Origin of the sequence: Candidatus Izemoplasma sp. (assembly GCA_036172455.1) — a bacterium.
In the GTDB taxonomy this organism is placed as follows: domain Bacteria; phylum Bacillota_I; class Bacilli_A; order Izemoplasmatales; family Izemoplasmataceae; genus JAIPGF01.
In genome coordinates this window covers 1-12,892 of sequence record JAXKVY010000005.1, presented here as the reverse complement: position 1 = coordinate 12,892, position 12,892 = coordinate 1, and the positions used below count along the sequence as shown (strand labels likewise).

The following is a 12,892-nucleotide window of genomic DNA, read 5'->3' as shown; positions in this document are numbered from 1 at the left end:
TGGTAACTTTAGTATACCTTAAAAAAAATATAAATGAAAGGGTTTTCTTTCTTTTAACGGCTTAGTTTAGCGCTTTAGTTCGTTAAAGTTTACTGTATATAATAAAAAAAGCGACTGGAATAGTCGCTTACCACGGAAGTGGTTTTGGTTTAATTTTTGTACTGTATAATTCTTTTAAATCATTCATTTGTTGGTCTGATAACTCGTATGATAACGCCGCAACATTTCCTTCTAATTGTGTTTGGTTACGCATACCAGGAATGACTGTTGTGACAGCATCTTGGGCTAAAATAAACTGTAAAGCATACGGCACTAAGTTATCTGATCCAACAATTGCCTTGACATCATCCACAAGCGCAGAGCGTCGTTTAATATCTGCCTCTGTCCACCGTGAACGAATCCCCGTAAAGGTTGATGTTTTATCGTATTTACCGGTTAACCAACCTGAATCTAATGGCACTTTAATGATTAACAATATATCACGCTTTTTGACTTCATCAAATAGCGTGGCAGGTGCTTGATGAAAAATATTGTACATAATTTCAATCACATCAACATCACTAACATCAAGGACGGTTTGTAATTCTTCAAGTGTATCAATACTTACGCCATATCCATTAATTAAGCCTTGTTTTTTCAAGGTTTCTAAGTGATTATAGTGTGCTTCACCTTTAAGTATATCGATCCCGGGATTATGCAGAATAACACTATCGATGTAATCCCTATTTAGGGCTTTAAGACTGCGTTTGATTGAAGCTGTAATGCCTTCTAAAGAAAAATCAAAATTGTCGTCGGGATCATGTCCAACTTTTGTATTAATAAAAGTTTTATCCGTATGCTCCTTAAGCGCAATGCCTAATATTTCTTCACTACGTCCACTCGCATAATTAGGCGCTGTATCAAAGAATGTAACCCCTGCATCAAGTGCCTCATGAACCAATTTAACTCCTTCGTTAATCGTCATTTTTGAAAACTCTTTAGTATTTCCAAGTTGCCATGCCCCAAATCCAATACGGCTAATCTTTTTATTAAAGCGTGATAATTCTTTATACTCCATAATCTGTCATCCTTTCATAGACTTTTGGTAGTGTTTTAGATAATTTTCTAAGTTTAAATGTTGCTTTATCAACACAAACGATCACGGAAGATCCTTTGGCTTTAATTTGGTTATCTGTTTTTATAATATGGGTAAACACAATTTTAACGGGTGATATCTTTTTTATCGTTGTAACAACATAGAGTGTTTCATCTAAACGTGATGCATTATGATAAGTGATGTCTATATCATGAACAGGAAAAATAATGCCGGATGCTTCTATCTCATTATAATCAATACCTATTTGCTTAAAAAAATCAGTTCGTCCTTGTTCAAAAAAAGTGACATAATTCGCGTGATAAATCACGCCCATTTGATCGGTATCACTATAGCGTAATTGAATCTGTGTAGTTACTTCCATTTTATCAGTCCTTTAATACTTTCGCAATCGATTCAACAATATCAGTGGCAAGCATTGATGTTTCTCCATAAGTATCTTTTGCAATATTCCCCGCATGTGAATGAATACTAACACCGAGTACTGCGGCTTCGATAGGTGAATACCCTTGGCCTAAAAAAGAGCCAATCATACCTGCTAATACATCACCACTACCTGCTGTTGCCATACCAGGGTTAGCAAAATGACTAAAATACGTCAAGGTATCGTTTGTGATAATCGTTACTGGGCCTTTAAGAACAACCGTTGTGTGATACTTATGAGCAACATTTTTAGCATATAAAATAAGATTTTGATTTAACTCATCAATCGATATATTTAAAAATTTAGCAAATTCACCTTTATGAGGTGTTATCACGATGTTGCCCCGTTCAGCATGTTGGTCTTTTAAAGCTTTAAAGTAGGTGAGTCCTGCCGCATCTATAACAACTGGAATATCTGTCTTTAACAATTGATTCAACGATTCCTTACGAATCGCATTATCTTGTTTAAGACCCATGCCAAAGACAACCGCATCTTTTTTCTCTAGTTTGGGTGTAAAACTAGCAAGACCCGAATACATATCGACCATCAATTCAGGTATATATGAAGGAATAAAGTTTTGATCAGTATCTAAATATAAGACAGAGACAAGACCTGATCCACAACGCATAGATGCTTGCGCCGATAACATTGGTGCGCCCATCATACCCTTACTACCGCCAACAGTTAAGACATGGCCATAATCATATTTATGCGAGAGTGCTTGACGGGGTTTAAGATACCTACGATAGTAATTAGGATCGAGTAAATGGGTTTCTTCTTCACGGTAATCAGCTAATATACCAACATCTAATACATGGCGTCTACCCGTATAGACAATCCCTTCATTAAGAACGTTTCCTTGTTTTAGAGTTTGAACAATTAACGTGTCATTTGCTTTAACTGCGACACCTTGTATTAACCCATTGTCCGCATGAATACCAGATGGCATGTCAATACTGATAATATGATTATCATATCGTTGAATCAGTTCAATTATATCTTTATATATCCCTTCAACATCTCTCGATAATCCAATGCCAAAGATTCCATCAATTAAGATTGAAGTATCTTGTAATACCGTCATCAAAGGATCAAAATTAACAGTCTTATGTAAAAATGTAATATCTTTTTTTAGCTCTTTTACAAGCGACATTGTTTCATCACTCAACGTATCTTTTTCACCAATAAGGAAAATATCGACACGGTAATCATGTGCCAGTAGATGTTTCGCGATGACTAAAGCATCGCCACCATTATTCCCACACCCAGAGATAACTACAATATGATCAAGTTGTGTAATCAGACTATTGTTAATCATATAATCAGCCATGATTCCACCAACACGTCGCATCAATTCTAATGATGTAATATTTTCTTTTTCGATTGTCAATTGATCAAATTTACGGATTCTAGCCGTATCTACAATTGGTTGATTCATATCTTTACACCTCGTTACTTGTTACTATTATTATACACGTTCTTTGTGATTGACAAAAGGTATCATTCATTTTATTCTAAAGATAGAGAGAAAGAAGGATGATAGATAATGAAATGTACATTTTTAGGACATGCGGCTGTATTAATTGAAGCATTAGACTATAAAATAATCATTGATCCCTTTTTAACACACAACCCAGTCTATAAAAAAAATGATCGTGATATCGATGGTATCACACACGTATTAATCACACATGCTCATGGCGATCATGTGGGTGATGCGATTGAAATCGCAAAGAAAAATAATGCTTTAATTATATCAAACGCTGAAATTGCGACAATATTAAAGAGTATTGATCGTGATTTAAACATCCATGCGATGCATATTGGAGGTCGTGCTACGGTTGATTTTGGAACCGTTAAAATGACACCTGCGCTTCATGGATCAGGATATGTCGAAAACGATATGATTTATGACGGGGGTACCCCTTGTGGCTTTTTACTCAAAGTTGCCGATAAGACAATTTATCATGCTGGAGATACTGGACTTACATATGATATGAAATTATTAGAAAACAGTTTAATTGATCTTGCTTTTTTACCCATTGGGGGGAACTATACAATGGATGTTGATGATGCCGTTATTGCAGTAGATTTTATCAAGCCAGATAAAGTGGTTCCAATTCATTATAATACTTTTGATCAAATCCAAGCAGACCCTAATGATTTCAAAGATAAAGTTTCCCAATCAGACGTCATAATACTTAATCCCGGAGAATATACTGAACTCTAAAAAGCGCTTTGCGCTTTTTTTATTTGATCGATAATCTAACAGTATCTATAGTATTATAGAAGCATAGAGGGTATAATAGGATTAAGGAGTGGTTCATATGAAAAAAGTCAGTAAATTATACTATGTATTAACCTATATATTTTTCTTATATCCCCCTTTTATTTGGGGAATTGTCTCCATTTACAGTAGTTCTATAACGCGTTCTGATCATATCATTACACTCATTCTTAATCTCATACTTTTACTTGCTTTAGCTTTAGGGATTGCGTTAGCCATCTATCTTGATAAGATTCACGTACCATCAAAAATTGAACAAAAGTATTTACTCTTTGGGCTTATCGGTAATATTTTGATGTACTTTTATACCTTCCAAAATGCTCTTGAGTTATCTAACCTAATCACTGTTTATCTCCTGCTTATTCTCGTATTAGGTGTACACAGTCTATTAATTTCTCGAAGTATTAAACCTTTAGAGCTGTGGATTTTGTTACCGCTATTTATCGTAATTGACTACATCCATTTAGCTATTACTGGTTGTGGTTGGACCGATTATAATTGCAGTTCGGTTGGTGAAGGCGGACAAACAGTTGCCCTTATTCTTTACTTAGTCATGATCTTTAGTATCTTTGTTTATTATATTAAACAACTGATTCAATATCAATTATTAGATATCTTAAAATTATTGCATCTACTTATGGGTATTACCGTTGTAGTATTATTTCAAAATATTCAAAATCTCAGCACCAATACAGAACGGTTCTTAATGACACTATTGATTGCACTCGCATTCTTATTAATTGTTGATTTTATTATTTCAATTGTAAATAAAACCTACACACATAAAATGACATTATTTTATATACGAACTTTAACATTAATTGGTCTTGGCATAATGATTGGGACAATGGAGCTATTCACCGACCCAAGGCCTCAAAAGGAAATTTTAGCTATTATGGTTGCTGTTACATATATCTCTTTAAGTATCAATATTCTTAAAACATTACTCAATGTAAAAGTCACCGATACCTTAAAGTTTAGACCAACTTCTTATACGCAAAAATATCGTCTCACAGAGGAACTAATATCTGACATACATCAAGTCACATTATTAAAAGATGATGTTGAAGTTGGTCTTTATGGATATGAGATTAGAGATATTCCAATGCAAGATAAAACACAGGTAAACATCTTATCATTTGATTTACCTAATGACAACACAGACCAAGACTATATGCTAGATAAGATGATTAGTGAACTCACCAAAAAAGGTGACTCTATTCTGTTTGAATCAATTAAGTTTGATCCGACCTTAGACACGTTATTAATTTACAAAGGTTTTGTCATGATTTTTCATCAAAAGACCCATCTTGTGAGCTATATTTTGGAAACTTGAGAAAAATAGTTTTGAAATGATTAGGTTGCTTGTGATATAATTTTAACAAGGGAACGCTATGACATAATACTTATACAATCTAAAAGAGTGATTCGTCGCTCTTTTCTTTATATTAGGGAGGATTTATCTATGGAGTTAACAAAGATCGTATGTACATCATGTGGTAGTTCAATTGAGATTGATCATGAACAAACCACCCAAAAGTGTGAGGCTTGTGGCTCAACATTTTTAGTTAGCAATGGTCTCGAATTCGCTCTAAAAGGGACCAAAGAACACAAACAAATTTCGAAACTTAGGGATAATTTAAACCGTGCTGTTGAAGTTGATGACCATAAAAATATCTTACATTTCACAAAAGAAATTTTACGTCTGATTCCTAAAGATACTTTGGCTACCTATTACTATGCCTATGCCAACTATAAATTTGGAGCTAGACGTTATTTATTGAAATTTTATAATCAAAATGCATTTACGATAGAAACTGATATCACCAAAATCGTTGATCATATGATTACGTATAGTGATTTACGAGATAAACAACTAGTGATGTCGTTTATAGAATCGAATATGCCCAGTAAGCTCGAAGAATACGAACGGGTATACAACCAAAAGATTATTGAAGAAGAAAATTATGCTTCCATTCCTAGAGATGTCTTTATCTCCTATCGTTCGACCGAACAAGATATTGCGAACACCGTTGTGGATGTTATAGAATCAGATGGTTATACCTGTTGGATATCATCTAGGAATTTACGACCAAATGATAATGACAATTATTGGTCTAATATTGAAGATGCCATTACGAAAGCAAATATCTTTTTAGTGATAACATCAGAAAGTGCCATGCTTAGCCAAGATGTTCGTAAAGAACTTGATATCGCTATGAAATTAAAGAAAAACAGATTAGAGTTTAAAATAGATGATACTAAGCATACATCAACTTTTAAGTACTTCTTTGATGGATTTAAATGGATAGATGCTACAACTGATATTGATGGCGCTTTACAAGAATTAAAACAACGCATTTATCATGGCTTACAAGAAGCAAATCTAAAAACCACGACCTCCCAAGAAAAACGTCAAAAAACACAATTAGACGAATATGACAAATTGTTAAATAGAAGTCATATTGAACTTATAAACCAAAACTATCAAGACGCAATAGATACGACAAAAGAAGCCCTCAGCCTAAAACCTAACGCTCAAGAAGCTTGGTTTCAACTCTTTTTGGCAGAAAATGAATTTTCTAGTGAAGAGGTCTTTCATACCTTTACACAAAAGGATGAAAACCTAGATAAACTCATGGCGTGTTACCAACAATCTGCTTATCAACAGTATAAAAAATATACGCCATTTGTTGATGGACATTATCCTAAAACAATAAAACCCTTTGAAGATGCGTTATATGAACAATTACTGCATTATATCAATATGCCACGGCTAAATCCTAAACATAAAGAGAGCTATATTGATGTAAAATGTCACCGTCATATCTTAAATACATGGAACAAATTATTGATTAAATATGCGTTTGATACCGATGATCAACTAAATGAATCTCTGAATAAAGACACACCCAACTTCGATCAATTGACACCACTCTTTGATGATATGGAAAGCATTAAGGAACACCCTGATTTTAATCGAAGTCATATTCCAAAATATATTACAAACTACTTAGTAAAGTTTAAAGCACATCAAAAAGAAACCACAGAAACACTTGAAGAAAACCGAACTAAAGTCACTCATTTACATGAAGAAATCTTAATTGCCTTCGAACATAAAGACTATAAAGAAGCGCTCAGCCTCACCTTAGAACTCTTTAAATACGATAACACTAGCAATAAAAAATATCTTTACTTACTACTAGCTAGTATGAAGGTGAATAATACAGTTGATTTATACAAAGCGATTGCTAAACTTCGTAAGAAAAAGCGCTATAAGTTACTTGAATCTCAACTTGTTGAAAAGTTATTTGAACTTGATGAAACACATGATTTGGTCATCGATTTGCTCATGCATTGTCGTCATAAAAAGCGTAAAAAGAAACACCGGATTAATTTATCATTAAGGGGGGAGACATCATGAAGTGTCCCAGTTGTGAAAAAACCTTAAATGGTATCACTATCATATGTGACAATTGTGGTGAAATCATAAACGACGATGCAACAGAAATCTCTTTTCAAGATGTTGTGAGCAAAATCGCTTCTAATGGTGATGTGAACCAATTTTCTAAAGCATTACAAGATGCTTTAACTGAAGGTCTATACTTATCAAAACGTGTACATGATGTTTCTTATCCGGTTAAATTTTATTATAAAAAGACATTAGAATTCATAATCTTTTGGATATATTATGAAACGCACAAAAAATACCTTTTGACAGATGATTTCACTACTCAAGAAGCACTTGACATCTTTGAAACACTCGATCAAGGACATCTCAATGAAGGGACAAAAGAATTATTGGAAAAAGAATACCCTGATAATTTCGAGAATTTAACCATTCCAAAATCAGCGTTTAAGGGAGTAAAACATCCTTATATGCTTAAAACTAAATATCCGCAATACAGGGTATCAAATATTATCTTTTCATACCTTACATTACTCTTTAAGCACTTTTTATCTTACGCCATTTTATTTCTTGCTATTACATTTGGTATATACGCACTAAATAGCATATTAGAAATATCAAGCCCCTTGATTAACCAAGTCATTAATACACAAGAATATCTGATCATAATTGCTTCAATTGGTGGGCTATATGGGTTAATAAACAAAAGAAAGAGTATTTCAAGATTACCTGTTAAACAGTTTAAAGACAGTCATCCTGCATTAAGTAAACACATTAATACACATGCTAAAAATAAAATTAAAAGCTTAAAAGCTAGAGAGGAAAAGGAATAGTTATGGCAAAACGTACAGAAGTCATATTTAAAGGACATCCTGAGGCAGTCATTTGGAAAAGTGATGTCACAACATTAACAAAGAAATCTAAAATTTATGCTCGTAAAGATTGTGACATAATTTTCTTAAGAAAAGGGGCTTTTTTAGGCGCATTTGATGATCGTGAAGAGTATTATGTCGTCAATACTAAAGGCACAGGTTTCCTCAGTAAACTTCTCAAGAAAGAAAAGACAATCACTGATTGTAACATTTACTACATTAATCGGACCGCGCAACTTGAGAACAAATGGGGTACGCCAAACAAAATTGATGTCTATGACAAAAAATATGATATGCACACAGATGTCGGCGCAAATGGATCATACAAGTTCTCCATTGATAATTCAATGAAGCTCTTTTCAAAAGTGCAAGGGTCTCATCAAGAGTTAACACAAGAGATGGTAAAAGATTTCTTTAAAAGTGAACTTAATCAAGAAATTCGAAATACCATCGCAAAGGTCTTTCTCAAAAATAAATATGGCCTTGATGATATCCAAATTATTACAACTAAAGAAAAAGAGATTGCAAATCAATTAAAAGAACTACTAAACCCTGTTTTTACTGAGTATGGAGTAACCTTAAACAAATTCTTTATTGAACGGTTTTATTATGATGAAGCGTTTCTTGAAAAACTCAAGGATGTAAAAAAAGAAAGTATTTTAAATAATACAGAATTTAATGACAATAAAAAACTTCGTAAAGGGGTCAGAAAAGAAATAAAAAAGGATGCTAAAATTCCTAACCAAGGACCTCAAACGGATAAAGTATTCTGTAACAAATGTGGTCATCCTAACCCTAAAGAAGCCAACTTCTGCAGTAAATGCGGAAAGGATTTATAGGTGACAATATGGCTGATTTAGATAATAAAAGACGTAAAACAATTGAAAACTTACATGATTTAGCAAGTGCACTTGATCGTGTCGCAAGTAGTACCAATAAAGACAAATTTAAAGACTCTTTGAATGATTTAAAAGAAAACGTTGAATACTCCATCAACAATAATAAACAAATTAACAAACGCAAGTTGAAAAAAGTTTATAAACTACTCCGTCAAATTAAGAAACACTTAAAACATTCCTTTTGGAATAGTCGCAAAATAAAACGCAAAATGAAAAAGATTAATGAATTACTTGGTATCATGATTTAAAATAAAGCGTTGCTCGTACGAGCAACGCTTTTCTTAATCGATGAGAATTGCCCGTAATGGCAATGCTTCGACATCTTTAATTTTAAGTGGTAATGCGTACAATTGATAATCACCTTCAGGAACGTCTTTTAACCTAAGCCCTTCAATAATAATGATATCAGCACCAAGTAGGATTTTATGAGTTGGGTGGTCTTTTTGTGCACGTTCAATTCCAAGACCATCTATTCCGACACCACGAATCTGTTGGTTCTTTAAATATTCACTTGCTGCTTCATTGACATAGATAAACTCCATTAAGAACGCATCTGTCATTGAGTTTTGTGTTTTAAAGAGAATAAAATCATCTTTATTAATGTTGAGCTTTTTGACATCATCTAGACCAATATGGTCTTTACATTGTGTCATATCAAAAACCTTTGCCTGGCCAATTAATGGCTTTAATTGTTCCGTTTCGGATGTTTTTCCCTGTGGAATCATATGTAAAGGGAAATCCATATGTGTTCCTGTATGAAGATTCATCTCAATTCGAGACTCATGAGCACTACTTGTTTGATGTGTGCCATCAACCGTTATTTTAGGGGCCTTCTCTGGTTTATTTTTATAGACTTGCATGTCTTCGTGAATCAACATTGAAATATCATAAATCATAGAAATCTTCTCCATACTGATGAATAATTTCTTCTTTAACTTCCTCAAACGAAGCATATTTAAATAACTGATTTCTGCGTCTACTTGCTTTTTCAATAATATTCCATGTTGTTTCAATTTCATCCCAACGTGTAAAGAGCGTTCTGTTATGATTTAAGACATCCAAGATGAGACGTTCATATGCCTCTGGTGTGTTTTCCATAGCTTGACAACTATGACAATAATCAAGTTTTGCTGGAACAATCTTCTCTGATAGTCCAGGGTTCTTAACATTGAATTGGAAGACGACACCCTCATTTGGTGCTACCTCTATTTTCAATCGATTATCTTTAGCTTTTTCACCAGGCCATAACTGATTGATTGTATCACTTGATTTAAATTGAACAATAATTTCACTCCGCTTTTCATTTAACGCTTTTCCGGTTAAGAAATAAAATGGTACACCGCGCCATCTAGCATTATCAATTGATGCTTCCGCAAAAACAAGTGTTTCTGTATTTGAGTCATTATCCACATCATCTGTTTCTGTATACCCTTGATACTGCCCTAATAGTATATCCTTGGGTGCCATTTTTAACCCTTTTAATACGGCAACTTTTTCATTCTTAATAGCTTCCGAATCATAGTTTTTAGGGGGTTCCATTCCGACCAATGCGGCCATTTGTAATAAATGACTTTGAAGCATATCTTTTAATGCACCGATCTTATCATAGTAAGCACCTCGTGTTAATACCCCTTCTTCTTCTTTTGCGATAATCATGACATAATCAATTGCTTTTTGATCCCAAACTTGTTCAAATATCTTATTGGCAAACCGAACCATTAAAATATTTTGAATCATCTCTTTACCTAGATAATGGTCTATTCGATAGATTTGCTTTTCATCAAAATACTCCCATAATGATTTGTTAATAGATCTAGCACTATCTAAATCTTCTCCAAATGGCTTTTCAAACACTATGCGGTTTGATATATCACCTTTTTCAACGAGACCAGACTCACATATACCTTTAGAAATGACTGGAAACAAATATGGTGGCACAGCTAAATAAACGGTTAAGTCTTCAATACCATCCGCCATAACTGTTTCTTTGACACGGCTATAATCCTCAGCTGTTTTGACATCAATCTTAATATATTTTAGTCTTTTTTCAATCGCTGCCCAATCAATATCATTATCCGTATTTGACTTAATATCATTAAAATAATCATCGCTATCCCAATCGCGTCTTCCCATGGCATATATTACAAGCTCATTTTCAATATGTTGCTCTTTTAATAATTGATCAATTGCGGGAACTAATTTTTCATACATTAAATTCCCTGTCGACCCAAAAACCATTAATGCTTGTTTCATTCCTTATACACCTTATGCCCTCCAAACTCGTTTCGCATAGCAGCAATCAGCTTTTCTGCAAAACGCTTTTCATCACGTGATTTATACCGGGTAAATAATGATTGCGCGATAACTGGTGTACTGACATCAAGTTTCAACGCTTCTTCTACAGTCCATTTCCCTTCTCCACTATCATCTATTCGTCCTTTAATAGCTGTTAACTTAGGATCTTTTTTAAAGGCACTTTCAACCATTCGAAGAAGCAATCCCTCAATAATACTGCCATGCGCCCAAACCTTCGATACTGCCTCATAATCGAGTTGGTATTGGCTAGCTTCTAATACATCAAACCCTTCACTAATCGCTTGCATCATTCCGTATTCAATGCCATTATGAACCATTTTGACATAGTGTCCAGCACCACTTTTACCCATATAGTCATAGCCATCTTCAATGGCAATCGCCTTAAATAATGGCTCGACTCGATCGTAAATTTCACGTTCGCCACCAACCATTAAACATGCACCATGACGTGCACCATATGTACCACCACTAGTGCCACAATCTAACATATGAATATTTTGATGTTTTAATTTCTTATAATGTTCTAGAGTATCTGTGTAGCGTGAATTCCCGCCGTCAATAACAACATCATCTTCTTCAAGTAATCGACACATACTGTCAACAACGGTATCTGTCGCTTCTCCTGCAGGGACCATTAACCATACGATACGGGGTTTACTCAATGATTTAACAAGCTCTTCTAATGATTCACTAAACTGTATTTGATCATGTGTTTGTTTCATTTCATCAGTTATATTTAAATCATACCCAAACACCTTAACATCATGGTCTACCATATTTAATGATAAGTTTAATCCCATCTTTCCTAGTCCAATAACACCAACTTGCATTATATCGCCTCCTTTTTTTTATACAATACATTATTATACCATTAATTATAATCAATATCACTTATCTTACTTTATCACATGCAAGTATTTGTGGTATACTATAAGGGGTGATAACATGGGATTATTTGAAAGTATACCATATAAATGCACAAAAAAAGATGGCAAAATTGAAATTAGAGAGTATGATGATTTTATCTTAGCGAGTACTAAGACACATAAAAATAATAAACAAGATTCTGGGTTTAACAATGTCTTTAATTATATTTCTGGTGACAATGATCAAGACACGAAAATAAGTGTGACAACGCCTGTCGTTACATATGAAGAAGATAACGAGCTTGTTACTGGGTTCTATATTCCTAAAAAGAACACAGCTAATATACCCACTCATCTAAGTGACAAGGTGTTCTTAGATACAGAACAATCTTCTTTATTTGCTGTTATCCGTTTTCGGGGTAAATGGACTGATAAAAACTTTGATAAACATGATGAAGAGCTTAAAATCTATTTACAAGATAATGATAACAAATTTCTTTCTAACCGCTTCTTATTTCGGTATCAGCCACCAATGGTGCCTAGCATTTTCAGACGTAATGAAATCGCATATAAAGTAACAAAAAAGGATATCTAGTGATATCCTTTCAGACTGTTGACAAAGTACTTGATGAAAATCAGGTACTTTTTTAATGGGGAGTTTTAAGTTATCCACGTGGATAAGTAAAACTAGGGATAAGCACTGATAAATGGTATAATAGAGGTAAG

Annotated in this window: 13 protein-coding genes; 7 read left to right on the top strand and 6 right to left on the bottom strand. The window is 33.8% G+C overall.

The genetic code is table 11. The features are described 5' to 3' along the window. Window positions 1-127 precede the first annotated feature (127 nt). From UMR38_07240 to UMR38_07230, 3 genes are read right to left on the bottom strand one after another with little or no spacing between them, the layout of a single operon-like run. The gene (locus UMR38_07240) at window positions 128-1,057 is read right to left on the bottom strand and encodes an aldo/keto reductase (protein MEC9485656.1); all 930 of its coding nucleotides are present in this window, start codon (window positions 1,055-1,057) and stop codon (window positions 128-130) included. Beyond that, window positions 1,047-1,457 carry a thioesterase family protein gene (locus tag UMR38_07235; GenBank protein MEC9485655.1) on the bottom strand — a complete coding sequence of 137 codons (411 nt, stop codon included), beginning with the start codon at window positions 1,455-1,457 and terminating at the stop codon, window positions 1,047-1,049. The genes UMR38_07240 and UMR38_07235 overlap by 11 nt, the downstream gene beginning before the upstream one ends. 4 nt (window positions 1,458-1,461) lie before the next feature. Beyond that, window positions 1,462-2,955, bottom strand: a complete 1,494-nt coding sequence (locus UMR38_07230) for an NAD(P)H-hydrate dehydratase (GenBank protein MEC9485654.1) — start codon at window positions 2,953-2,955, stop codon at window positions 1,462-1,464. A gap of 108 nt (window positions 2,956-3,063) precedes the next feature. Between UMR38_07230 and UMR38_07225 the strand changes: the two genes are divergently transcribed. The 6 genes from UMR38_07225 to UMR38_07200 all read left to right on the top strand — a co-directional run bounded on the left by UMR38_07225 (window position 3,064) and on the right by UMR38_07200 (window position 9,232). Then, window positions 3,064-3,747, top strand: coding sequence for a metal-dependent hydrolase (locus tag UMR38_07225; protein ID MEC9485653.1), 684 nt, complete (start codon window positions 3,064-3,066; stop codon window positions 3,745-3,747). 97 nt (window positions 3,748-3,844) lie between these two features. Then, window positions 3,845-5,140, top strand: coding sequence for a hypothetical protein (locus UMR38_07220; protein MEC9485652.1), 1,296 nt, complete (start codon window positions 3,845-3,847; stop codon window positions 5,138-5,140). Between the two features lie 129 nt (window positions 5,141-5,269). Then, window positions 5,270-7,228 carry a toll/interleukin-1 receptor domain-containing protein gene (locus UMR38_07215; GenBank protein MEC9485651.1) on the top strand — a complete coding sequence of 653 codons (1,959 nt, stop codon included), beginning with the start codon at window positions 5,270-5,272 and terminating at the stop codon, window positions 7,226-7,228. Further along, a complete protein-coding gene (locus UMR38_07210; protein MEC9485650.1) occupies window positions 7,225-8,046 on the top strand; it encodes a hypothetical protein in 822 nt (273 codons plus the stop codon). The genes UMR38_07215 and UMR38_07210 overlap by 4 nt, the downstream gene beginning before the upstream one ends. 2 nt (window positions 8,047-8,048) lie before the next feature. After that, window positions 8,049-8,924, top strand: coding sequence for an SPFH domain-containing protein (locus tag UMR38_07205; protein MEC9485649.1), 876 nt, complete (start codon window positions 8,049-8,051; stop codon window positions 8,922-8,924). A gap of 8 nt (window positions 8,925-8,932) precedes the next feature. Beyond that, a complete protein-coding gene (locus UMR38_07200; protein ID MEC9485648.1) occupies window positions 8,933-9,232 on the top strand; it encodes a hypothetical protein in 300 nt (99 codons plus the stop codon). 33 nt (window positions 9,233-9,265) lie between these two features. Here UMR38_07200 and UMR38_07195 read toward each other — a convergent pair whose 3' ends face one another. From UMR38_07195 to gnd, 3 genes are read right to left on the bottom strand one after another with little or no spacing between them, the layout of a single operon-like run. After that, window positions 9,266-9,880 carry a cyclase family protein gene (locus UMR38_07195; protein MEC9485647.1) on the bottom strand — a complete coding sequence of 205 codons (615 nt, stop codon included), beginning with the start codon at window positions 9,878-9,880 and terminating at the stop codon, window positions 9,266-9,268. Further along, window positions 9,870-11,237, bottom strand: a complete 1,368-nt coding sequence (gene zwf / locus UMR38_07190) for a glucose-6-phosphate dehydrogenase (GenBank protein MEC9485646.1) — start codon at window positions 11,235-11,237, stop codon at window positions 9,870-9,872. Before zwf ends, UMR38_07195 begins: the two co-directional genes overlap by 11 nt. Beyond that, complete coding sequence (gene gnd, locus UMR38_07185) at window positions 11,234-12,130, bottom strand: decarboxylating 6-phosphogluconate dehydrogenase (protein MEC9485645.1); 897 nt, start codon at window positions 12,128-12,130, stop codon at window positions 11,234-11,236. The genes zwf and gnd overlap by 4 nt, the downstream gene beginning before the upstream one ends. A gap of 115 nt (window positions 12,131-12,245) precedes the next feature. Here gnd and UMR38_07180 point away from each other — a divergent pair, with 115 nt between their 5' ends. Next, window positions 12,246-12,761, top strand: a complete 516-nt coding sequence (locus tag UMR38_07180; GenBank protein ID MEC9485644.1) for a heme-binding protein — start codon at window positions 12,246-12,248, stop codon at window positions 12,759-12,761. The last annotated feature ends 131 nt before the right edge of the window (window positions 12,762-12,892 follow it).